20 protein-coding genes are annotated in these 24,150 nt (G+C 54.3%); 13 read left to right on the forward strand and 7 right to left on the reverse strand.

What is annotated here, in order from left to right; translation table 11 throughout:
- Positions 1–50: 50 nt before the first annotated feature.
- Positions 51–383, forward strand: coding sequence for a hypothetical protein (locus tag LA756_RS16570; RefSeq protein ID WP_224435831.1), 333 nt, complete (start codon positions 51–53; stop codon positions 381–383).
- Positions 384–531: 148 nt separating this feature from the next.
- On the opposite strand, the gene LA756_RS16575 is transcribed toward LA756_RS16570, so the two are convergent.
- Positions 532–1,410, reverse strand: coding sequence for a hypothetical protein (locus tag LA756_RS16575; RefSeq protein WP_224435832.1), 879 nt, complete (start codon positions 1,408–1,410; stop codon positions 532–534).
- A gap of 632 nt (positions 1,411–2,042) precedes the next feature.
- Here LA756_RS16575 and LA756_RS16580 point away from each other — a divergent pair.
- The 5 genes from LA756_RS16580 (at position 2,043) to LA756_RS16600 (ending at position 8,088) form a co-directional block, all read left to right on the forward strand.
- Entirely contained in the window at positions 2,043–2,408 is a 366-nt protein-coding gene (locus tag LA756_RS16580; protein ID WP_224435833.1) for a cupin domain-containing protein, read from the forward strand.
- A gap of 222 nt (positions 2,409–2,630) precedes the next feature.
- Positions 2,631–5,339: a PQQ-binding-like beta-propeller repeat protein gene (locus LA756_RS16585; protein WP_224435834.1), complete on the forward strand. Its 2,709-nt coding sequence runs from the start codon at positions 2,631–2,633 to the stop codon at positions 5,337–5,339.
- 64 nt (positions 5,340–5,403) lie between these two features.
- The gene (locus LA756_RS16590) at positions 5,404–7,104 is read left to right on the forward strand and encodes a PQQ-binding-like beta-propeller repeat protein (protein ID WP_224435835.1); all 1,701 of its coding nucleotides are present in this window, start codon (positions 5,404–5,406) and stop codon (positions 7,102–7,104) included.
- A gap of 271 nt (positions 7,105–7,375) precedes the next feature.
- Positions 7,376–7,747, forward strand: coding sequence for a response regulator (locus tag LA756_RS16595; RefSeq protein ID WP_224435836.1), 372 nt, complete (start codon positions 7,376–7,378; stop codon positions 7,745–7,747).
- 2 nt (positions 7,748–7,749) lie between these two features.
- Positions 7,750–8,088 carry a tRNA-binding protein gene (locus LA756_RS16600; RefSeq protein WP_224435837.1) on the forward strand — a complete coding sequence of 113 codons (339 nt, stop codon included), beginning with the start codon at positions 7,750–7,752 and terminating at the stop codon, positions 8,086–8,088.
- A 29-nt stretch (positions 8,089–8,117) separates the two neighbouring features.
- Here LA756_RS16600 and LA756_RS16605 read toward each other — a convergent pair whose 3' ends face one another.
- The gene (locus LA756_RS16605) at positions 8,118–9,149 is read right to left on the reverse strand and encodes an agmatine/peptidylarginine deiminase (RefSeq protein WP_224435838.1); all 1,032 of its coding nucleotides are present in this window, start codon (positions 9,147–9,149) and stop codon (positions 8,118–8,120) included.
- Positions 9,146–10,033, reverse strand: a complete 888-nt coding sequence (locus LA756_RS16610) for a carbon-nitrogen hydrolase (RefSeq protein ID WP_224435839.1) — start codon at positions 10,031–10,033, stop codon at positions 9,146–9,148. The genes LA756_RS16605 and LA756_RS16610 overlap by 4 nt, the downstream gene beginning before the upstream one ends.
- Positions 10,034–10,100: 67 nt before the next feature.
- On the opposite strand from LA756_RS16610, the gene bioD reads away from it, so the two are divergent.
- The 5 genes from bioD to LA756_RS16635 all read left to right on the forward strand — a co-directional run bounded on the left by bioD (position 10,101) and on the right by LA756_RS16635 (position 17,866).
- The gene (bioD, locus tag LA756_RS16615; RefSeq protein ID WP_224435840.1) at positions 10,101–10,811 is read left to right on the forward strand and encodes a dethiobiotin synthase; all 711 of its coding nucleotides are present in this window, start codon (positions 10,101–10,103) and stop codon (positions 10,809–10,811) included.
- 156 nt (positions 10,812–10,967) lie between these two features.
- Complete coding sequence (locus tag LA756_RS16620; protein ID WP_224435841.1) at positions 10,968–13,145, forward strand: VWA domain-containing protein; 2,178 nt, start codon at positions 10,968–10,970, stop codon at positions 13,143–13,145.
- A gap of 628 nt (positions 13,146–13,773) precedes the next feature.
- The gene (locus tag LA756_RS16625; RefSeq protein WP_224435842.1) at positions 13,774–14,778 is read left to right on the forward strand and encodes a DUF1559 domain-containing protein; all 1,005 of its coding nucleotides are present in this window, start codon (positions 13,774–13,776) and stop codon (positions 14,776–14,778) included.
- Between the two features lie 83 nt (positions 14,779–14,861).
- A complete protein-coding gene (locus LA756_RS16630) occupies positions 14,862–15,290 on the forward strand; it encodes a carboxypeptidase-like regulatory domain-containing protein (RefSeq protein ID WP_224435843.1) in 429 nt (142 codons plus the stop codon).
- 224 nt (positions 15,291–15,514) lie between these two features.
- Entirely contained in the window at positions 15,515–17,866 is a 2,352-nt protein-coding gene (locus tag LA756_RS16635; protein ID WP_224435844.1) for an arylsulfatase, read from the forward strand.
- Positions 17,867–18,021: 155 nt separating this feature from the next.
- Here LA756_RS16635 and LA756_RS16640 read toward each other — a convergent pair whose 3' ends face one another.
- Positions 18,022–19,044 (reverse strand): siderophore ABC transporter substrate-binding protein, encoded by a 1,023-nt coding sequence (locus LA756_RS16640; RefSeq protein ID WP_224435845.1) that lies wholly within the window; start codon positions 19,042–19,044, stop codon positions 18,022–18,024.
- 420 nt (positions 19,045–19,464) lie between these two features.
- On the opposite strand from LA756_RS16640, the gene LA756_RS16645 reads away from it, so the two are divergent.
- Positions 19,465–19,722: a hypothetical protein gene (locus tag LA756_RS16645; protein WP_224435846.1), complete on the forward strand. Its 258-nt coding sequence runs from the start codon at positions 19,465–19,467 to the stop codon at positions 19,720–19,722.
- Positions 19,723–19,839: 117 nt separating this feature from the next.
- Here LA756_RS16645 and efp read toward each other — a convergent pair whose 3' ends face one another.
- The gene (gene efp / locus LA756_RS16650) at positions 19,840–20,406 is read right to left on the reverse strand and encodes an elongation factor P (RefSeq protein ID WP_224435847.1); all 567 of its coding nucleotides are present in this window, start codon (positions 20,404–20,406) and stop codon (positions 19,840–19,842) included.
- 87 nt (positions 20,407–20,493) lie between these two features.
- Here efp and epmB point away from each other — a divergent pair, with 87 nt between their 5' ends.
- On the forward strand, positions 20,494–21,540 hold the full coding sequence (gene epmB / locus LA756_RS16655) for an EF-P beta-lysylation protein EpmB (protein WP_261362042.1): 1,047 nt from the start codon (positions 20,494–20,496) through the stop codon (positions 21,538–21,540).
- A 93-nt stretch (positions 21,541–21,633) separates the two neighbouring features.
- Here epmB and LA756_RS16660 read toward each other — a convergent pair whose 3' ends face one another.
- Positions 21,634–22,776 carry a TlpA disulfide reductase family protein gene (locus LA756_RS16660; protein ID WP_224435849.1) on the reverse strand — a complete coding sequence of 381 codons (1,143 nt, stop codon included), beginning with the start codon at positions 22,774–22,776 and terminating at the stop codon, positions 21,634–21,636.
- 142 nt (positions 22,777–22,918) lie between these two features.
- A complete protein-coding gene (locus tag LA756_RS16665) occupies positions 22,919–24,079 on the reverse strand; it encodes a TlpA disulfide reductase family protein (protein ID WP_224435850.1) in 1,161 nt (386 codons plus the stop codon).
- Positions 24,080–24,150: the final 71 nt, after the last annotated feature.

Below are 24,150 nucleotides of genomic sequence, written 5' to 3' on the forward strand. Positions count from 1 at the left end.
CTATGTCTTTCGGGACGTAGCCTTTTTTGTTGGATCATCGTGAGAGTGTCATGGGTGTTCGTAAGAAAGGCCGAGCACGTTTCGAGTGTCTTGGCGAGTATTTCGTCTGGTACTTCGACAATTACCATCTTCGCCTCGTGTCGGAAGATAAGTCGTTTGTGGTTGCCTATTTCATGGGTGATCCGTGGGGTGACGAGCCACACCTCGAGATCCACGGCATGCGTTTCCCAGGAATTGCACGTTCCGAGACACGCCCGGTAAGAGTCGTTCTTCCGGAATCGATCCATAACAAGTTTGTCGAGTCAACTGGATCCTTCGTGAACGCGTTGATTCGCTGGAGCTTGGACGAGACGCGTCAGCTGGAATACTACCTTCCAAGATAAGCAGCGAAGCATCGAATAAGTGGGGCGTGTTTATCTGCTTTCCCGTGTATCCGTGATGGATACAAAATCAGCTTATGATGCGCGCACAAAAAAACCTGGCTGGGTTACCCCAACCAGGCTTTTTGTTTTCAAGCTGTTATCGCTTGGCTTAGCGAGCGGAAGCCAGACGACGACGAGCTGGGACGAAGGTCATGGTGTCAGCCGGAACTGGAGCCGGTGGCATCATGTCAGCTTCGGTTGGTTCGCCAGCTTCGACTGGAGCCGAGTAGGTTGCACCGCAACCGCAAGCCGAACCACAACCAGCGTCACCGCAACCGGTGTCGCAACCGCAGCTGCTCGAGCAGCAGCTCTTCTTGCTGCAGCAGAACAGACGAGCGATGGCGTCCTTCAGCGGGGTGCAGCTCTTCTTGCAGCCACACTTGCCAGCGAACAAGCTGTGGTGGTGCTTCTTGCAGCACGAACCACAAGCTGGAGCGCCACAGGTTGGTTCACAACCGCAAGCTTCTGGAGCACCACAGGTTGGTTCGCAACCGCAAGCACCCGAGTCACAACCGCAAGCTTCTGGAGCAGCACAAGTAGCTTCAGGTGCACAGCACGAAGCTTCTGGAGCGGCACATCCGCAGCTGCTCTTGCAGCAGCTCTTCTTGCAGCTGAAGAGGTTGTGCAGAGCGTCCTTCAAAGGCGTGCAGCACTTCTTCTTCTTGCAGCAGCTGGTGGTTGCACAACCGCAAGCGGAAGGTGCAGCACAAGTTGCTTCAGGAGCACAGCAGGAAGGTTCTGGATCGCAGCAAGCTTCCGGTGCACAGCAGGTTGGTTCCGGAGCACAGCAAGTAGCGGCAACCGGAGCACAGCAAGTCGGCTTTGGCATGCAGCAACGCGGTTTTGGCGAGCAGCATTTCGGTGTTTGACAGCAGGACGTATCGCAACCACAGCCGGTTCCCAGCATTTGGTTCAGAAGTCCTGCGGCGTTCGCTTGGCTACACACGAAGGCGAGCACTAGCGTTGCCAAGAGAGTGTTCCATTTCATCGAGTCATTTCTCCTTCTGAGTGGTGGACTTCCAATTCCATTACTCTTTGTCGCCAGGCCGGCGCTCTCGTGAACAATCACGGTATGCGACTACCACGCCGCGATTGCTCGCACTCCGAAAGCTGTCCGTGTGGCGGGTTGGACAACAATGCTTCAAGAGATTGAGCGTGTAGTCGAACCTGTTGAACAAAGTTTCTTGGTCTTGATAATCCCCACAGTCCTCTGTCTAAGTTCCGTCGAGCCAATCCTTGACCCGAAGTTCCCCATCGAAACTCGACAGCCCCTCATGATCCGCCAGAGGGAATTCCGTTTGATAGACACATCGTGCAGGTATGTCTGACACTCGGTATCGGCGGAATGACTAGGCAGGCTTAATCGCTCAGAACCAATTTCAGCTACTTGGTTTACATCTACGGATGCGGGAACTTTGCCTGCCACGAAAAACAGATAAACCTTAACGGTTATGCCGGCCGGCCAGCCGTTACAGCTTGCCATAAATGGCGTCAGAGTAGCCAACAATCGATACAGTTTAACGCTCGTGCTATCGCTGGCCCCTCGGCTACGTGGCGGGTAGAATATGCGGAAATTCGCACGCCGATTTTACTTACTGCGGACGTTTTAACGGAAGCGCCATGAGCTCTACCCCATCAACCAAGGGATACGAAGTCGTTGACTTCGCCAATATTCCGGGTGTCCCCTGCCCCTGTGGAACGGCAAAGCGGGGATTGGCCGATGTCAGTGACTATCCCGGGACAATCCACGTCACCGAGATCTCCACCGATGCCAAAGTCCATTACCACAAACAACTGACTGAAACGTACTTCTTTCTAGAGTGTGGTGAAGATGCCCAGATGCAGCTGGATGACGAGATCATCTCGGTCCATCCGGGAATGTGCATCATGATTCGGCCTGGAACGCGTCATCGTGCCCTCGGCAAAATGAAGATCGTGAACATCGTTTATCCGAAGTTCGACCCCTCCGACGAATGGTTTGACTAAGCCCCATCCTTTTTTCGCCCCGGCTAAAAGCCATATCTATGGGATTGGGCCCTGTTTTTCCCGCCTTTGACGACTGAAACACGGCTAGATCTCTGCTAGCAGCGGCAACGTTTTCCTCCCTCTCCTGGACCTCCCAGGCCAGAGATTCCTTGCATAGTCGTTTAAACAGGTATAAGCTTGAAGCTGCGTTTCGACCTTCCCCCCAACGATTTAGAGAAACCTATGTTCCGGCCCAATGCACATCGGCTCGCGCCAACGGCGACGTTGGCGCTCTCGCTCTGTCTGGCTGTCCTATCTCTTGGATGCACGCCACCCCCCGCAGGGCGACCTTCGACCAACAATACAACTCTGAACCCGAATCCCAACACGACCGTGCCGAGCACGAATGTGACTTCTCCTGCCAAACTGCCTGGCCCGGACGAAGTGCCCGTCGGTGAAACCGAATCAGCCACCGAAGCGAGCAAAGTAACGCCAGCTAAGAGTAGCGAAGAGCTCAATCCGGTCGTGACTCCTGACGAAAAGCCAGGCGTTACGCTTGTTGACGAAGTGGAAACCAAGCCAGCCAAAAACAGCGAAGAGCTGACACCTCCGGAAGAAATGACCAAGCAGGAAGCACCAGCTCCAGAAACGCCTGCCAAAGAAGAAGAAAAGAAAGAAGAGCCTGTCGCGGAAGTCGCTTCAGCGAAGAAGACCACCACCGCCGCTTCTTCCAGCGAGGAAAGCAAAGCCGATCCACAGGACTGGCTTTACTGGCGCGGCCCTGAATTCAACGGTATCAGTCGAGCCACTGGCTTGCCGGATAGCTGGGACCCCGAAGGTGGTGAAGGCAGCAACGTCTTGTGGAAGAGTGAAGATCTCGGAACGCGTAGCACCCCCGTGGTGATGAATGGCAAGTTGTTCGTTCTCGCCGCCGCCGAACAAGGCACACCTCGCGAAGGGGAACGTGTTGTCTGCGTCGACGCGAAAACGGGCGAACCAATTTGGGAAAATCGCTTTAACGTCTATCTTTCGGACGTACCTGTCGAACGCGTTGGCTGGTCGGCTGTCACTGCCGATCCAGAATCGAACACCGTTTTTGCCCTCGGCGTCGCTGGCCATTTCCAGTGTATCGATGCCAACACCGGCGAAACGAAGTGGCTGCGTAAGATGCATGAAGAGTTCGGTATGCTGACCACTTATGGCGGCCGTACCAACTTCCCGATCGTTTACGAAGACCTCGTTATCATCAGTGGGATCGTGATCGGCTGGGGCGACATGGCCAAGCCGGCACATCGCTTCCTGGGTCTGAATAAGGAAACTGGCGAAGTCGTCTGGTTCACCGAAACGACTCCTCTTCCCTACGACACGACCTACAGTGCCCCAAGCATCAAGATCGTCAACGGAATTCCGCAGTACGTCATCGGAGCCGGCGACGGTAAGATCTGGAGCATTCAACCCCGTACCGGCCAGCACAACTGGAGCTTTGCATTCGCTGCTCGCGGTCTGTACGGCACCCCGATCATCGAAGGCGACACAGTCTTCATGGCCCAGGGTGAAGAAAACGTTCAGCCCAAAGAAGTCGATGGCAAGATCGTCGTCGATGTCGATAACACCATGGGTGCCGTCGTCGCTGTCGATGCAACGCAATCTGGCGATATCTCCGTCAGTGGCCAGAAGTGGAAAGTCGTCGAGCTGAACGGCAACCGCAGTGCACCACTCTACGTCAACGACAAGCTGTACGTGATCGACGACCGAGCCAAGCTGTTCGTGCTCGATCCGCAGACCGGCGAAGAACTGTTCAAGAAGACTCCGCTGGGTACCAAGATGTTTGCTTCCCCGCTTTACGCGGATGGCAAGATCTACACGATCACCGAAAACGGTCGCTACTATGTCCTCGGCATTGAGGAAGATGGCAGCGTCGATATCCTGACGAAAGGACGTTTGCCGGAAGGGGACGCGTTGGGCTCGCCGATTTGTGCCCAGGGTCGTATCTACTTCCCAACGACCACGGCACTTTACTGCGTGGGCAACGAAAAGAAAGAAACCGGTTTCAGTGGTCTGCCCGAGCAGTCGAAAGAAGTGCCGGTTTCGGAAGATCCCCAACCAGCTCACGCTCAAGTGATTCCAGCCGAAGCGCTCATCTATCCTGGCAAGGGAGTCGACTACCGCGTGAAGCTGTTCAACTCGCGTGGTCAGTTTGTGGAAGACGCTAAGAAAGTTGAATACAGCGTCGAAGGTCCTGCCAAGATTGATGAATCAGGCAAGCTGACCGCCAACGAAGACGCAGCACACGCCCCTGCGTATGTCACCGCCAAAGTAGGCGATCTGACCGGCAATGCTCGCCTGCGAATCATTCCACCGTTGCCGTGGGAGTTCGACTTCGAAGGCATCAAGATCGACGAGAAGTCCGGCAAAGGTGAGCCACCGATTACTTGGGTCGGAGCCCGCTACCGTCACGTTGTCCGTGAAGAAGATGGCAGCAAAGTGATGGTCAAAATTACGACCATTCCTAAGGGCACACGAAGCCAGTCGTGGATGGGTCACACCGATCTGCACGACTACACGATCGAAGCCGACGTAATGGCTCAGGAACTTGAAGGTCAGCTGCCAGACATCGGCTTGATCGCTCAAGGGTACGAGTTCATCCTGATGGGCAACGAGTCGAAGGCACGTGCGTTGACGTGGATCACACAGCAACGAATCGCCAAAGATGTTGACTTCAAACTGGAACCAGGCACCTGGTACCACCTCAAGTTGAAGGTCTCGAACCAGGAAGACGGCACTGCCAAAGCCCAGGGTAAAGCCTGGAAAAAGGACGAAGCCGAACCGGAAGAGTGGATGGTGGAAGTCGTGGACGACGTTCCCAACACGACCGGCAGCCCTGGCCTCTTCGGCAATGCGAAGACCGGCGAAATCTTCCTGGACAATATCAAGGTGACTCCGAATAGTTAATTATTCGGAATCCCTCCTTCATTCCTCCCCCAACCCAACTACCTCACGTACGAGCATAAAACCTATGAAATCGACGTATGCTTACTTTGCAATCATGGGCTCGGCCTGTGTCGGCATGACGCTCGCAGGCCTCATGCCGGAAGAACGAGCCATTGCCCAGGACGAAGTAGCCAAAGCGGAAGTCACCAAGGATTGGCCTCAATGGGGCGGTGACTCGAAGCGCAACAACACGCCATCCGCCAAAGATATTCCCACCACGTGGGAAATCGGCGGCTTCGATCGCAAGACCGGTGAATGGCTGAAAGAAGATGCCGAGAACATCAAATGGGTCGCCTCGCTGGGAAGCCAATCGTACGGCAACCCTGTCGTTGCGGACGGCAAAGTGTTCGTCGGTACCAACAACGGTAGCGGCTACATCGATCGCTACCCTTCCAAAGTCGATCTCGGCTGCCTGGTTTGCTTCGACGAAGCAACCGGCGAATTCCTCTGGCAACACTCGAGCGAAAAGCTGCCTACCGGCCGCGTTCATGACTGGCCACTCCAAGGCATCTGCTGTGCTCCTTACGTAGAAGGCAAACGCCTGTGGTTTGTTACCAGCCGCGGCGAAGTTCGTTGCCTCGACACCGAAGGTTTCCGCGACGGCGAAAACAACGGGCCTTACAAAGAGGAAGAGTTCACCGGCGAAAAGGAAGCCGACACGATCTGGATTTACGACATGATGAAGGATCTGGGCGTTTCGCAGCACAACATGTGCAGTTGCTCGGTGACTTGCCTCGGCGACGTCTTGTTCGTGAACACTTCCAATGGTGTCGACGAATCGCACATCGTGATTCCATCGACCGAAGCCCCGAGCTTCATCGCCATGGACAAGAACACCGGCGAAGTCCTGTGGACAGACAAGTCCCCTGGCACGAACATCCTGCACGGACAATGGTCGAGCCCGACCGTTGCTGAATTGGGTGGTGTTCCTCAAGTCATCTTCGCCGGCGGTGACGGCTGGGTGTACTCTTTCAAAGCCGACAAGGGCAAAGATGGCAAGCCAGAACTGCTGTGGAAGTTTGACGGCAACCCTAAGACCTCGAAGTGGGTTCTCGGTGGTCGCGGTACACGCAACAACATCATTGCTACGCCGGTCATCTACGACGACAAAGTTTACGTGGCCGTCGGTCAGGACCCCGAACATGGCGAAGGCGAAGGTCACCTCTGGTGCCTGGACCCCACCAAGCGTGGCGACGTCAGTAGCGAGCTGGCCATGAAGATCGAAGGCAGCCAGCGTGTGCCGATCGACCATCGCCGCATTCAAGCGGTCATCGAAGAAGATGGCGAAGTGGCAGTTCCCAACCCGAACAGCGCCGTCATCTGGCACTACTCCACGTTCGACCAAGATGGCGACGGCAAGATCGAGTTCGAGGAAACGATGCACCGTAGCATCGGTACCTGCACGATCAAGGACGACATCCTTTACATCGCCGACTTTAGCGGTCTGCTGCACTGCTTGAATGCCAAGACCGGCAAGCCGAACTGGACGTACGACATGTTCGCCGCCGCATGGGGTTCGGCCCTGATCGTCAACGACCATGTTTACATCGGTGACGAAGATGGCGACGTGGCAGTCTTCAAGCTGTCGGCCGATCCAGAAGATGGCGAACCGCTTGAGGAAATCAACATGGGCAACTCGGTCTACTCGACCCCGATCGTTGCCAATGGCGTGCTTTACATCGCCAATAAGACGCATCTCTTCGCCATCACCGAAGGCGGCGAGTAACCTCTGAGCAATTTACGGCATCCAAGACGCGAGAGGGGCCAAGCTCCCTCTCGCGTTTTTTTATGCCCTAATGTGGTGATTCAAACGGCAAGCCACGCCCCGATCCCCTACCGCACGTAGGATGCGGCTTCCGAATCGATCGCCGTCCACTTCCGGTTGAAATGGATTAGCGGTCCAACATGGCTATCCGCCGAAGACGTCGGCAACCATCCTACGTCAACGCCTCCATACGCATTTCCCTTTCTCACCCCGTTCTGAAGGAACCATCAATATGCCTAAGCAAGTTCTCGACGTAGGCAACTGTGGTTACGACCATGGTTCGTTGAAAGATTTGATCGAACGCAACTTCGACGCGAAATTGCTCCAATCGCACGGGCCCACCGATACATTGAAAATGCTGCGCGAACAAACCTTCGCGTTGGTGGTCATTAATCGTAAGCTCGATCGCGATCATTCCGACGGAATGGACATCTTGAAAGAGATGAAAGCGGACGACCAGCTGAAAGAAATCCCTGTCATGCTTCTCTCGAACTACGAGGACGCCCAAGCTGCCGCGGTCGAAGCAGGCGCCGTCCCGGGGTTTGGTAAGCGAGAGCTAGGCAAAGAAACGACCCTGAAAATGCTACAAACCTATTTAGATTAATCATGCCCGAAATTACCTGGAACGAATTTGAAGCGGTCGAGCTACGCGTCGGCACGATCGTTGAAGCAGAAGACTTCCCCGAGGCTCGGCGGCCTGCCTACAAGCTGAAGATCGACTTCGGCGAGCCTTTGGGAATCAAAAAATCGAGTGCCCAGATCACGCAGCTCTATTCGCGAGAAGAACTCGTCGGTAAACAGATCATTGCCGTTACCAACTTTCCTCCCAAGCAGATCGGTCCTATTCGCAGCGAAGTCCTTGTCACGGGCTTCTATGGCGAAGACGGCGCGGTAACCCTGGCCGTCCCCGATAAACCAACTGCCAACGGCAACCGCTTGGCATAGTAGAAAATGGCTCGTCGAAAGCCAATTGCCTACTTCATAATCTGCTGCGATATGCAGTGGAAAGCCCCCAAGCCCCATACAAGATCGATCGCTTCAATCGGTACGATCTTGCGGTCCGGGAAGCATTGTTGCAGCGTATCGCACGCTTTGTCGTCAGCATCGTCGCCAAACTGCGGAACGATGACAATTCCGTTGGCGATGTAGAAATTGCAGTAGCTTGCCGGAAGCCGCTGATCGTCTTGATACTTGGCTTTCGGCATCATCAAAGGAATGACCTCCAGCGGCTGTTCATTCAAGTCGGTCATTGCTTCAAGATCGCGGAAGTTCTGCTGAAGCGCCTCGTAGTTCTCGTCGTTCTTGTCTTCTTCATACGCGGCGACCACCGTCCCCAGACCGACAAATCGGGCCAGCTCATCGATGTGCCCATCGGTGTCGTCGCCAGCGATGCCGCGATCGAGCCACAAGATCTTTTCCGCGCAAAGGTAATCGCACAGATACTTCTCGGTCTGTTCCTGCGAAAGGTGTGGGTTCCGGTTGGGATTCAACAGACACTCTGTCGTACTAAGCACCAGACGTGCCCCGTTGCCATCGACGGCGCCCCCTTCCATCACAATGCCAGGCTGAAAACGTCCGAAGCCGAGCTTCTCTGCAAACCGCTCCGGTACGGCCTGATCGTCATCCCACGGCGGATACTTCCCACCCCAGGCGTTGTAGTTCCAATCGACCGCCATCCATGGTTTCCCCGACGGGGCTTCCAAAAAGCTTGGACCATGGTCGCGTGCCCAGGCATCGTTGGTCGGAATCGCGTGGATCGAAACGTTCGGCAAGTACCCCACAAGATCTTCGGCTTGAGTCAGCACATCGCCGGCGGCGGCCAAGATGTGGACGTCCTCGACCTCGGCGAGCGCCGTCACCAGTTTCTTATAGACCCCAGGGATTGGCTCGAACTTGCCTGGCCACGATTCACGATTATGCGGCCACGACAAGAGCGTTCCGACGTGCGGTTCCCACTCGGCCGGCCAGCGATATCCTTGCTGCTTGGGCGTTAGCCGATCGTTCATGAGGTGATATCCCCATCGATGAATCGCTTCGTGATTCCGCCGTAGGCATCAATACGGCGGTCTCGCAGAAACGGCCAATGCGTCCGCGAGAAGTCGATCTGAGCCAAGTTGCATTCCACGACCATGATCTCTTCTTGATCGTGCGAAGCTACTTTCAGCAGCGTCCCTGTCGGATCGACCACGAACGAATGTCCCCAGAACTCAATGTTCTCTTCAATGCCCACACGATTCGGAGCCGCCACAAACACGCCGTTGGCGATTGCATGGCTTCGCATCATTGTTTCCCAGGCCGACACTTGGGCGGGGCCGTACTCTTCCTTCTCGGGATGCAGCCAGCCGATCGCCGTTGGATAGACCAAAATCTGGGCGCCTGTAAGCGCCGTCAGACGAGCCGCTTCGGGGAACCATTGATCCCAGCAGATGCACACACCGACACGGCCAAACTTCGTATCGAATGTTCGGAAACCGATATCGCCAGGCGTGAAATAGAACTTCTCGTAGTAGTGCGGATCGTCTGGGATATGCATCTTGCGATAGATGCCCAGGAACGCGCCGTCGGCATCGAACACCGCAGCCGTATTGTGATAGACGCCTTCGGCTCGCTTCTCGAACAACGACGCGACTACGACGACGCCATGCTCCTTGGCAGCCGCTTGAATGCGATCGCTTGTCGGACCAGGAATCGGTTCGGCTTGTTCAAATTGGATGTGGTCTTCTTCCTGGCAGAAGTAGAGGCCGGGAAACAGCTCTTGCAGGCAAACGATGTTCGCTCCCTGCTGGGCAGCTTCGGCAATCTTGGCGACCGCCTTGGCGACGTTTTCTTCCTTCTTAGCGCTGCACGTCATCTGTACGACGGCAACGTTGATCTTCTCCGGTTTGCTCATAATTCTGACTGCTTAGGGGCCTGATCGATGCTGGGAGACGAACTGGCAAAATGGTACTATTTCCCCTATGAATGGAAAACCACCACAGGGACTCTTCATTACCGGAAATAATACAGGCGTCGGCAAGACCCACGTGGCCGGATTGATTGCCCAAAGCCTTACAAATGCGGGCCTCCGCGTCGGAGTTTATAAGCCTGCCGCTAGCGGACTCGTCGAACAAGCCGGCAAATGGATCTCGGAAGATGTCCAAACGCTGTGGGAAGCCACCGGCAAAATCTGGGATACGAAGCATATCTGCCCCCAAACATTCAAGGCCCCGCTCGCTCCCCATCTTGCCGCTCGCGCTGAAGGAAAAGAGATCGATACCCGTCGCCTGAGAAGTGAGTTTTCGCTGTGGAAACATCGCCAGGCTTCCGGCGAATGCGACTTTCTGCTTGTCGAAGGTGCCGGAGGGCTGCTCTCGCCAATGTCGGACGAAGACAGCGTCGCCGATCTTGCTCAGGACTTCGGCCTACCACTGGTGATCGTCGCGGCCAATCGACTAGGAATGATCAACGAGACGTTGCAGACACTTCTGACGGCCAGCGTTTATGGCGGCGGGATCGATATCGCCGGAATCGTATTGAATGACGTTTCGCCGGACGTAAGCGACGTCAGCCGCGAATCGAATCGATCGGAACTTGAACAAAGAACGGTCGTACCGATTCTGACGCACGTTCCTTACGGCGCAAAGCAGTTTTTAGACCCAATCGACTGGGCCGAACTCGCCGGCTGCTAGGGCGTGCCCCCAACATCAGCCGTAGTAAGAATTTGCAAAAAATTCAGATTTGACCAAATCGGAGCGGCCAACTGTCTCGTCTCTCTGGGTGAGCTCACCAGAAACGTGATACACGAACCAGCCATTCCCAACTGAAAATTGTGCGGGTCAAATACGATGAAAAAAATGTGGATCCTGACGCCCCTGCTTCTCGGCGTCTCTATCGTCGGGTGTAGCAATCAGCCAGACAACGTTGCCAGCATGGACGAATCGGTCAAGTCGGTTGGAAGCGTCGAATCGACGTCTAACGGCAGCACGGTCGACGAATCTTTAGTGCGACAGCCTTTGGAAGAATTCGAGCCTGCGAGCCCCGCTGTCACTTCGCCTGAAGGGGAAGAAATGGGGAACGTCAGCGGTCGTCGTATGCGAGCCGAAACCTCGGGCCCGGTCCCAGGCAAATCTGTTCGTAGCGACGAGTATGGCTTGGGAATGGATGGCGCCGCTACGGAAGGGGTCGACGCCGTTGAATTCGACGTTCCCGCAGAAGCATCAAAGCCTCAGTCTGGCGAGGCCGGTGCAATGCGAGGAGGCGAAGTGGCTGAGAAAGGCAAACAGCTTCAGCAACTCCAAAAGGGGCTGAAGGATGCCGAAGTGGCCGAGCAAAACGATTTCATGGACTTAAAGCGACAACGATTTGCTGGCGAGGCCAAAAAAGAAGCTCCGCCGGCGCCTGCGGCAGAACCAGCCGCTCGCGTTGCCAGCAACCCTGTGCCCTCCTCGAATCGGTCACTAACTCGCCAATCCGAAATGCAAGTGGAACCTGGTTTTCGCCCGAACGCCGGCTCTGGCGTTGGTGGCGTTGGTGGCCTCGCTGACACTCCGCAAGACCAGCCCGGCCAAGGACTCGGCCCCGGAGAAGGTGGCGACAAGTTCGAGCCAATCGAAGAGAACGACTTCATCGCCGTCGCGGATCAGCCACTGTCGACCTTCTCGATTGACGTCGACACAGCCAGCTACTCGAAGATTCGTTCTTACTTGAGCCAGTTCAATTCGTTGCCGCCACGTGATGCGGTTCGCGTGGAAGAACTTGTTAACTACTTCACCTACGACTACGCCACCCCCACCGACGAACACCCGTTCGCTGCCAACGTGGAAGTGGCCAGTTGTCCGTGGAACCCAACCAATCGTTTGGTCCGCGTCGGCATCAAGGGCAAAGAGATCAACACGGAAGAACGCCCCGCGAGCAATTTGGTCTTCCTGCTTGATGTCTCCGGGTCGATGAATCAACCCAACAAGCTACCGCTGCTGAAGAAGGGCATGAAGATGCTCGTCGATCAGCTGACAGAAAACGACAAAGTTTCAATCGTTGTTTACGCAGGTGCCGCCGGCATGGTGCTGGAACCAACCTACGGATACGAAAAAGCGAACATCCTGAAAGCGCTCGATCGCCTTCAAGCAGGCGGTTCGACCAATGGTGGACAAGGGATCAAGCTGGCCTATAAAACGGCAACGGAAAACTTCATCCAAGGTGGCACAAACCGTGTGATCCTCTGCACTGACGGCGACTTCAACGTCGGCGAAACGAGCACCGGTGGTTTAGTCGGCATGGCCGCCGAGCAAGCGAAGAAAAACATCTACCTAAGCGTGATGGGTTTCGGCATCGGCAACCACAACGACTCGATGCTCGAACAGCTTTCTAACAAAGCGAACGGCAACTACTCGTTCATCGACAACGAGAAAGAAGCCAAGAAGGTGCTTGTTGAACAGATGAGCGGCACGCTGCTGACGATCGCCAAGGATGTGAAGATTCAGATCGAGTTCAATCCGAAGAAGGTCGCCTCGTATCGCCTGGTCGGTTACGAAAATCGTCTGCTGGCCGCACAAGATTTCAACGATGATAAGAAAGACGCCGGTGAAATCGGAGCTGGTCACACGGTCACCGCTTTCTACGAAGTGGTTCCCGCGGCTGGCAACGGTGAAAGCGAAGTCGCTTCGGTCGATCCCAAAGTGGACGAGCTGAAATATCAGACGAAGCCAGAAACAACCGAAGCGGCCGACTCGAATGAGCTGATGACATTGAAGCTGCGATACAAGCAGCCAGAAGAAGATGTCAGCACGCTGATGACCTACCCTGTCGTCGACGCTGGCCATCAGTTCAATAAAGCGAGTGGCGACTTCCAATTCGCGACGGCCGTGGCCATGTTCGGCTTAAAACTCCGCGGCAGCCACTTCCACAACGAAACCAACTTCGCCGAAATCGAAGAACTCGTCGCCTCCAACGTCGACGGACCAGGCTCGTCGTACCGCGAAGAGTTCCTGGAAATGGTCCGCAAAGTGGAAGGCCTGCAAAAGTAAAACGTCACTATTGATCGCACGGCAATTAGTTGACATGGATAGCAGGGGTATTCGGTACCCCTGCTTTTTCATTGAGTAATCGCTCGACGCCTGGCTTACGGATTGGCGTTCCTCGGATGCCCGTTACTTTTGGGCGCCGCTCTGAATTAAGACTCAACGTTCGCAATCAGGCATCCATTCTCTTAGGAAGCTACGTCGATCGCTTTGAAATTGGTCGCGCAGAGTCCACGTTGACCGTTTTACTCCCCTCTGGATGCACGTCCAACGCCACCGTTATCGGTACTTTCGAGATGGTTTTGGATGATTGTCTACCCAAATCGGACCGATCCGAACCCGCTTATACCACGCATAGTTTCTCAATTCCCTCGCAACCTATTTCAATTCCAGATACGCAACACAAAACGGCCGCAACCCTTCTCAATACTTGTGACAAAATGCCAACATAGCTAAGACAACCTGATAATGGCGCAGGGAATGTTAGTCGCAAAAATACTCAATAACCATCAATTCTTTTAGCCAGTGCGCATGCCAGTTGCGATTCCTGGCTCTTCGACAGATGAATAACTGACACGTTTTCATTTGTCGTATGCCCCAAATCTTGTCTGTAGTCATGAAAGAGGTACGTCTGATGAAGACCGTCGCGCGAAGTGGATTTACTCTCGTCGAACTGCTCGTGGTCATTGCCATTATTGGTGTCTTGATCGCCTTGTTGCTGCCAGCAGTTCAGCAGGCTCGCGAAGCAGCTCGGCGAATGCAGTGCACAAACAACCTGAAGCAGCTTGGTTTGGCCATGCATAACTATCACGACACCTACGGAGCATTTCCGGCGATCAGCTACGATCACGAAGTCAACGGTGGCAACGAATCGAGCCATTCCAGTTGGAGTTGGGGAACGTTGATCTTGCCACAAATTGAACAGACGGCTGCCTACGATACGTTGGCCCCCAGCTCGCCGGATCGCTTGCACACCGCGGTTGCCAATGCAACGAAGTTGAACGTGCTTAAGAATCCGATCAACGGCTTTCGCTGCCCTTCTGATTCTGGCCCTGACCTGAATTCCCACTACCTGATCAATCAAGGAAGTCCGGACCATGAATTGGCAACGGCGAACTACATTGGCGTAAACTCGGCTGGCGACATCGCTCGATCGGACGGTATTCCAGGCGGTCCAAGCGGCATCTTCGTGGCCGGAACCGATGTGAACAGCAACCGAACCACGCGTGTCGGCATGCGTGACTTAACAGACGGCTCAAGCAATACGGCAATGATCGGCGAACGAGCTTGGATGCTTTACGGCGTCGAGCTTGGCGCTGCCGTTGTCTATGGCCACAACGGAAATTCCGATGTTGAATTTAACGGCGACTACGACAACGGATTCATTACCGTCGTCGGCGGTGGCAAGCCCCATATCAATGAAACGGCAACTTGCGGCCATGGCTGTAACGATAAGGATGGACGCCAAGGGTTCTCCAGCAATCACCCCGGAGGAGCTCAATTCGTATTCGCGGATGGCTCAGTACATTTTCTGACTGAGCACATCGATCATACGCCGGACGGTTTCAACGCTTCTGACTCCACCTACGAGCGAATCCTGAACCGAAAAGATGGCAACCCGATTAGCAACTGGAAGTAACACCTCCCTTCGGAGGCATGTCGTATACGTGAAACATGCCTCCACTGTTTCTTTCGCATTATTCCAGTTTCGAGGTACCCATCATGAATAGTCGTTTTGGTTTTGGATTCGTTCTGATTTTGCTTGCCGCGTCAGTAGCCATTGGTTGCGGTACCAGCAACATGCCCGACATCGGTCAGGTACATGGCAAAGTCACGTTAAATGGCGAACCGGTCGAAGGCGCGATGGTCTCGTTCGAGCCTGTCGAAGGAGGCCGCACCGGTTGGGCCATGACCGATGCCAATGGGGAATACGCACTAAAGTACAGCGGCAACGCCAAAGGCACACGGACCGGAGAGAACCTGGTTCGTATCACGTCGGCGAAATCGGCCACGCGCGACGATCGTGGTCGTGTCGTCGAAGCGGCCGTTAAAGAGAAGTTCCCGCCGCAGTACAATTCGGAGTCGACTCAGACCGTCACTGTTGAAGGTGGCAGCAACGAATTTAACTTCGCGGTAACTACCGACGGTTAACTCGCAACACAAGTTTACAAACGATCATTGATCGACCATCCTACGAGAGCCGGGAATCTTATGATTTCCGGCTCTCGTTTGTTTCTTGCCGTTTATGTGAAGGGGACATCAACTTTCTTCGAATTCGTTTGCGTGCGTATTCGCCTGGTCTCACAATAGTTGCAGCACAACTTTCTACTTGTCTTTTAAGCAGATCTTGCTGTCGTTCCAGGAGAGATTTCACAATGTGCATACGAATTCTATGGGCTGTCGCTTGCGTTGCCATGTTTTTGCTTCCCCTGCACAATCTCTCGGCGGAAGAGGCCAACGCAGACCCTGATCGCAAGCATCTTCCGCTTCCGTTGACGCCGTTCGAAGGCAAGATCGGGAAGACTTATCAGGATTCGGAATCGGCCTGGCAAAGTCCTGTGGCAGCACCGGATGGGGCCCCGAATATCATTGTCATCCTGCTGGATGATGTTGGCTTCGGACAGACATCGACATTTGGCGGTCTTATTCCAACCCCCAATCTCGACAAGCTTGCCTCGGAAGGCTTGAAGTTCAATCGCTTTCATACAACCGCGATTTGCGGACCTTCGCGGGCAGCTCTTCTCACCGGCCGAAATCATCATGAGTGTGGCAGCGGTTTTTTAATGGAATGGGCCACTGGATTCCCAAACTATTCGACGATGATTCCTAAGAGCACAGCCACCATTGGGGAAGTGCTTCGAGACAACGGCTACACGACTTGGTGGTTCGGCAAGAATCATAATACGCCTGACTGGGAAACGACCGTCGCAGGGCCTTTCGATCGTTGGCCGACCGGGATGGGCTTCGACTACTTCTACGGATTCAACGCCGGAGAAACGCATCAGTATTATCCCGTGTTGTTCGAGAACACGACACCGGTCGAACCTGATCAAACGCCTGAGGAAGGCTATCACTTCATGACCGACATGACCGATCGCGCCATCGCTCGCATGAAGCTTTCCAAGTCGGTCGCACCCAAAAAGCCGTTCTTCATGTATTTCGCTCCAGGAGCGATGCATGCCCCGCACCATGTGACTGCCCAATGGCGTGATCAATTCCAAGGCAAGTTTGACATGGGCTGGGACGAATACCGCGAGATCGTTTTGAAGAATCAGCTGGAGAAAGGGATTGTTCCGCCAGGTACGAAACTTACCGATCGTCCCGACTGGGTCCCTGCGTGGGACAGTCTCGACGACCAGCAAAAGGAAGTTTACTCGGCTCTGTACGAAAACTTCGCAGGGTACTTTGCCTTTACAGATCACGAAGTTGGCCGCTTGCTTTCCGCAGTGAAAGAACTGCCTGATGCCGAAAACACGATGGTTATTTACATCGTCGGCGATAATGGTGCCTCTGCGGAAGGAGGCCCTGACGGCACGCTTAACGAGATCATGAATCTCAACGGTTTGCCAACCAAGCTGGAAGATGTCGTCGAAAACCTCGATAAACTTGGAGGACCAGAAACCGAACCGCACTATCCCATGGGCTGGGCATGGGCTGGCAATACACCATTTCAATGGTGCAAACAGGTCGCATCGCATCTAGGCGGAACTCGCAATCCGATGGTAATCAGTTGGCCTGCGAAGATCGAACATGATACCCAGCCACGTGATGCATTTTTACACCTGGTGGATGTGGTCCCTACCATACTGGAAGCGACCAATATTCCGATGCCAGAGACCGTGAAAGGAATCGAGCAGAAACCGCTGCAAGGAAAGTCATTCTTGGCTTGCTTCTCGGATCCAGAATTTGAAGGACGTCCGCAGCAATATTTCGAGATCTTCAGCAATCGCTCGATGTATGCCGATGGCTGGAAAGCTAACGCCCAACACACATTCCCCTGGCGACAAGATTTTGCCCCCGGCAACTGGGACCAGGACAAGTGGGAACTTTACAACCTGAATGAAGACTTCAGCGAATCCAATAATTTAGCAAGCAGCATGCCCGAGAAACTTGCCGAGCTGAAGAAGCTGTTCGACGCCGCTGCCCAGCAGCACGAAATCTATCCGCTGGATGATCGTGGGGCAGCACGCATTGCCATTCCTAAGCCACCGGTTCCCGGAGCCGACCCTGGTTCTTCGACTTATACCTATTTCGTAGGAGCAACGCGCATCGCCGAACCAGCGGCTCCGCCGATGAAAAACCACACGTGGAAATTAACGGCTGACATCAAAAGCGACGGCGAAAAGACGAACGGAGTCGTGATGGCATTTGGAGGCGTCGCCGCTGGGATGGTCCTTTATGTCGACCAAGGCATTCCGATCTTCGACTACAACTACTTCGACGAACATCATGTTCTAAAAGGTACCAAGTCTATCCCGTCAGGCGACGTCACCGTCGAAGTCGATTTTGACTACCAAGGTAAAACTGCCGGCGGTCCTGCCAATATCATGCTGAAGGTCAACGGCGAAAACGTCGCCTCCGGCAAGATGCAAGCGACCGTCGCTGGACGATTTGGCATCGACACCTTCGGCATCGGCGAAGACACCGGACAGCCAGTAACGCCTGCCTACGACCCGCCCTTTTCGTTCACCGGGAAAATTGAAAAAGTGGTAGTGGAAATAAAGTAGGGAAAACAGGTGCCGACTTGCTCGCATGCTTCCCAAGCCAAGCCGCGCTCGATTACGTGGCGAGGCGTTGCGTGATTGGTATGCTCAAGAAGTGAAAAAAACCACGCTCAAATCTTTTTCGTTGAGCGTGGTTTTATCGAATCGCTCTTTTAGTTTTAGTGGACTGCCGAATGCTGATCGAAAGCTTCGGCGAGCTGCTTGATGGTTGTCTCGAGTTGAGTGACGCCACCGCCGACTAGGTACCAACCACGGCCGCTCAAGTAAACCACCTTCTTGTCATTCCAAGCAGAGGAAGCTGAGATGGCAGGATCGGCAGCGAGAATTTCGGCCGAGTTTTGCCGTTCGTTAAAGGCCGAGTTACGATCGATTACAAAAATCCAGCTCGGCTTGCGACTCATGATGTTGGCCAAACGTTTTGCTGAGGCTTTCGCTTCTGCTTTTTCGCGAGCATCTTTTTCCGCTTCGGTTTCGTTCGTGTCTCGGTCACGGCTTCGGGCTGGGCCGGCATCCTCTGGTTTAACGACCGGCTGAATACCAATCAGTTCGTAGACGATCCCAAATCGGGTCGCCGGTTGCTGCGGCATGACCCTTTCCCCTACGCTGAACAGCAGGAGCCCTTCGCCTTGCGACGCTGCATTGGCTTGCAGTTCGCGGATGCTCTGAAGCAATTGTCGTGCTTTGGCATTGGCTTGTGATTCCACTTCAAAGATAGCTCCAAGCGTGAGAAGGTTCTGTACAACGCTGGGAACAAATCCGGTCGTGCTGGTAGATAGATCAATCGTTGGAGCAATCGCACTGACCGCATCGAACGAACGACTCGATCGTCCACCAACAATAATCAGATCAGGCTTGAGGGTCTTGATGACATCGAGATCTGGTTCGAACAATGAACCTGCCTTCGTGTATTTCTCGCCAGCATATTTCTGCATGTAGCCTGGCCACATATCATCCTGGAGCGAAGGAACCCCCACGACGGGGATGTCCAGCGCCGTCAAAATATCGAGGGCAGCCAAGTCGAGAACAACAACACGCTGTGGCACACTAGCGATCTCGGTTTGCCCCTGGGCATGAGTGAAGTTACGCGTGGACTGGGCCGATACGTAATTGACCAACGCCAATCCCAAACAAAGTAAAGCAGCAGACATCACGGACGTTTTACGAAACGGCGACTGAGACATGGTGAATTCCTTAAGACCGTCGAACGAAGCGAAAATGAACTAGCCATGCGGTGGAATGACAAACGTAACCACTCGGCTACGAAAAGAAACGCCCTTTCCAAGGAACGTAGTTCAATAGAACTTGCTGCCAGCCACATGACGATTGATCAAGAAACCCCAAGGGAATTCAGGCTGGAACTGGCTATATCGCTGGAGAGAAAGCTCTAGCTTATTCGCTGGCGACAGAAGGAGGCGAAATGACATTTCGCCCCGATTTCTACCCAAGGGTCTCAACACAAAATCATGATAAATTGCCCAACGACTGTCAACCTTCCCCGGGGTCTGTGTGATCCGTAGCGCACTGTTAATAGCTCCGATATTTCATGAACTAAGCTTGAGTGTCGTTCTCTCTCATGCGAAAGGCCTCGAAGAAGGTGACACTTGGATGGAGAAGATCGAAAACGAAGTTTCAAGCAGGTCGACGGCAGTCCCTTTGAAAATCATTCGATTGAACTCATGAACATGATCTTGCGCGAAGCGACGAGCTCCGAACTTCGTGCTGTTCTTCTCGAGTTGAACGAAAAAGATGAAGTCAGCACTTCTGACTATCAAGTCCGAAAAGCACTACGACTTCTCATGAAGATCGCTGAGTTGTATCCGATGCCGGAAAGTATGCGATACGATTCAGTAACGCTCTGACTTCCCTGGTTTTCGGCATGCTGATGAAGACAACCGTTTCGTTTGGCCCCAAGAAACCAAAAACGCTCGGCTGATGGACCGAGCGCTATGGGTTGGTTCGTGTTGTCGCGGTGAAGCTTACTTCTTCACGCGTTCGACGTAGCTGCCATCGCGGGTGTCAACTTTGATCACGTCGCCCAAGTTCACAAAAGCTGGGACTTGGATCTCGGCACCGGTTTCGATGGTGGCTGGCTTGGTCACGTTCGTAGCCGTGTTGCCTTTGGCGCCTGGTTCGCAGTAGGTGACTTCCATTTCGACTTGCATCGGTGGAGTCATATCAAGCGGATTGCCATTGAAGAGCGTCATCATGCACTTCATGCCATCCTTCAGGAACTTCCAGCCATCGCCCACGGCGTCGGCGTCCAATTCGTACTGCTCGAAGGATTCGTTGTCCATGAAGACCCAGGTGTCGCCTTGCTTGTACAAGTACTGCACGTCGGTTTCTTCGACGTCGGCCGATTCCAACGTTTCACCACCACGGAAGGTGCGGTCCAAGTTCGATCCACGGATCAAATTCTTCAGCTTGCACTTGTACAACGCGTTCCCCTTGCCGGGCTTCACGAAGTTGCACTCGGTCATGATGTACGGTTCGCCGTCGATCTGAACCTTCAAACCCTTACGAAAATCGCTGGTACTGTATTGCACGTGGGGACTCGCTGAAAAAAGATATCCGTCGTCTATCCAAGGCGTTAGGGCATCTTCCGCCCCTGGCCATTTCGTTAAAATGGAAAGATGAACATTGTAACTACCGATTCGCAAACTGCGAGTAGCAATTGTATCGCGAGACCTGCCACATCGCCTAGCGAGGGTTGGAAGGCCTCCATGCGGCATGCTTTTCGCCGAATGGAAGACCTCGCCGAGCACCTTCGGCTACCTAAATCGGCCTGGGAAACAGGGCAAACGGCGACCGCCGACTTCCCGCTGTTCGTCCCGCGCGAATTCGCCGCGAAGATGCAGCCTGGCAATCTGAACGATCCCCTGCTCCGCCAGGTGCTTCCAATCGAGCAGGAAACCTTTACCACAGAAGGATTTACAACAAATCCTGTAGGCGACGACGAAGCGACCCTTAGTCCAGGGCTGCTGCAGAAATATCATGGCCGGGCTTTGCTGGTCACTACCGGAGCGTGTGCGGTCCATTGCCGCTACTGCTTCCGACGGCACTTTCCCTACGGCGAGGGCCCTAAGGGAATCGACGCTTGGGCCCTCGCATTGCAAGCCATTGCCGAGGACGAAAGCCTTCACGAAATCTTGTTATCAGGGGGCGATCCCCTCACGCTGACCGATCCCATTTTGCGGCAATTGGCTGAGAAAATTGCCGCCGCGAAGCATATTCGACGGTTGCGACTGCATTCGCGGCTTCCGGTGATGATCCCCAGCCGGGTCAACGACGAACTTCTTGCTTGGCTGACGGGGACGCGTCTGAAACCGTTTATGGTCGTCCATGTGAATCACCCACGCGAACTGGGCGACGATGTCGCCGCCGCGCTAGGCAGGCTATCGGAAGCAGGCATCCCGCTGCTTAATCAAAGCGTTTTGTTGCGGGGAGTGAACGACGATGCGGCAACTTTGGCTGAGCTGTCCGAGAAACTGCTCGATCTGTCGGTGATGCCGTATTACCTGCACCAACTGGACCGCGTCCAAGGAGCGGCACATTTTATGGTGCCTCGCGACGAAGGAGAGCGAATCGTCGCGGCCATGCGAGCCAAGCTGCCCGGCTACGCGGTCCCACGCTATGTGGAAGAGATCGCCGGCGATACCAGCAAACGAGTCATCGCATAACGCTCTGCTAGCACGAAAAACGGCACGCGATGGTTGGTTCGCGTGCCGCACCAGGGAACTCCTCAAAGCGTAGGCAGCATGCCCCCAACTTTGTTAGTTGGCTGCCGGCTTTTCAAGGAGCTGCTGGATCTGCTGTTCAAACTTTTGGAACACCTCGTCCCGGGCACCAATATCGATCGAGTGGATCTTTCCTTGCTGGTCGATCAAAACGAAGTGAGGGATCCCGCTCACGAGGTTGAACTCGTACAGCTCGTCAGCACCTTCTTTGATCATCGCAGTTGGGTAATTGGTTTTCTTCTCTTCGCACAGCTTGGCCATCATTTGCTGTTCGACTTCCGGAGAAATCTCTTCATCCGCCTTCTCGGCATGATCCGTCCCTTCGGGCCAGTGGTAGTTGTAGTAGCGAGTGATGCCAATGACTTGGAGGCCTTTGTCGCCATACTTGTCTTGCAGTTCAACAAGATTCGGCACCGACCACATACAAGGACCACACCAGACGGCCCAGAAATCGAGCAGAAGCACTTTGCCCTTAAGGTCTTCTTCCGTTAGCGAAGGACCACCGACCCAAGCGTCTGCTTTGAAGGGCATCATCTCTTTGCCTGCCATGTCGCGATACTGCTTGAGGCGGGCAATGTGCCGATCGTAAGAAACGAATTGTCCTTGCGCTCGCTCATAGATCTTTGCCGCTGCCGATTCGCCAGCTCCTTTTACGGCATCCATAGCAAACTGCTTTTCGGAAGTGATGAAGGCTTCGTTGCCGGCAATGTCGCTCCGGAACTCAGGCGTCGCAAAGAACTCGCGAAGCTTCTGCACATAGATCTCGGCCGTCCGCAAATCTTTGGGCGACTTGGCAATTTCCGCTTTGATCGAATCCAACGTAAACGCTTTGGCATCCAATTGCACTTCAAGCTGATTCAACGAACGCAGCATCGCCCCGACCGGGTTGGCACCTTTAGGGTCATCCTTCGGCGCGATGCGGTCGAGTTCCGTTCGGACAGCCTCGATCGTGGCGCGAGCTTGCTCCGGGCTGTCTTCCATCTGTGCGCGAATGATGGTGAAGTTATCGCGGACAAACTCTGAAAGCTGTCGCACGTTGGTTTCGGGATCTTCCGCATAAGCATTCAATGCCGACAAATTGACCACTTCAACGGCCGGAGCGTTCTCTTCTGCGAAGGCCGTCGGCGTGAGAACGACACCCAGCAGCAAAGCCAGGATGGCTGGAATATAGGTTTTCATGTTTTGTTTTCTTTTGGGAATGAAGGTGTAGATCGTGTGCGCAGCATCCGCGCACATCGCATCGCATGCGAAACCAGAGAGAATGAGAACAGGACCATTCGGAAGGAATGGCCCTGTCAGAGACGCATTAGAAAAGGCGCGACTAACCTGCAGCTGGCTCAGCGAGCTCTTGCTTGATCAGTTCCTCGAGCTGCTTCGCACGCGCTTCCCCCATGCCGGCATTGGCATACTTGATCTTGCCGTCGCGGCCGATCAAGACAAAGTGAGGAATGCCGGAAACGGCGTAGAATTCGTACAAAGCTTTGGGATCGGTAACCACGGCGGTTGGGTGCTTCAAGTCATGTTGAGCGGTGAACTTGTTCAGCACTTCCTGCTCCACTTCCGGAGCAACTTCCTCTTCACCACGCTGCGGGCTGTCGGTCTCTTCCGACCAGGTGTAACCGTAGTAACGTGTGATGCCGACAATTTGCAGGCCTTCGTCACCATACTTCTCTTGCAGTTCGACCAAGTGAGGAAAGCTGGCCACACAGGGACCGCACCAGATGGCCCAGAAGTCGAGCAGAACCACTTTGCCTTCGAGCTCTTCCGGCGTAAAGCCTTCGCCGTTGGCCCACACTTCTGCTTCGACCGGCATCATTTCTTTGCCGACCATCTCTTGGTAAACCTTCAAACGTTCGATACGGCTACCGAGCGATTTCAGCAACGAAGAAGCACGCTTGTAGGATGCCAACGCGTCCGATTCTTCGGTTTCTTCTTGCAGCGAATCGATGAACTCGTTCTCTGCCTTCAGGAACGCTTCCATCTTGGCGACGTCTTCGCCGGTTTCTTCGGAAAACGCCATGCTGACGCGGGTGATGTACAACGTGATCGCGTCGGTATCGCTTGGGCTTTCGGTCACTTGCGACTTCACTTCGTCCAGCGTCAAACGCTTGGCTGCGATGCGCGATCGGAACATGTCCAACGAGCGATCGATGCTCATGATCAAACCCTTGGCTTGAACATTTTCTCCCGCTTCGACACCTTCCATGGCTTCCTTGATCGCGGCGATGTGCTTTTCAGCCGTGTCTGGCGACTCCGACATCTGACCGATCAACAGCTTGAAGTTCTGATTGGCGAAGTCCAACAGAGGCTTCGCTTCGGTCGTGTCTTCCTTGAATTCTTCGAGCGAATCCAAAGCAACGACTTCTCCCGTGTAAGCTTCGGGAGCTTTCTCTTCGGAAGGCTTGTCTTCGGCTCGGGCAACATACGACGACCCCGAGACCAGCAGCAATGCTGCAAGAATGGCGAGAGCAAAACGTTTCATGAGATAGTTCTTTTCCTGAAGATGGGAGGACCTGCTAGGCGCAGCCGTTCCCACAAAGGGAATTCGGAACG

Origin of the sequence: Bremerella sp. TYQ1 (assembly GCF_020150455.1) — a bacterium.
Taxonomy (GTDB): domain Bacteria; phylum Planctomycetota; class Planctomycetia; order Pirellulales; family Pirellulaceae; genus Bremerella; species Bremerella volcania_A.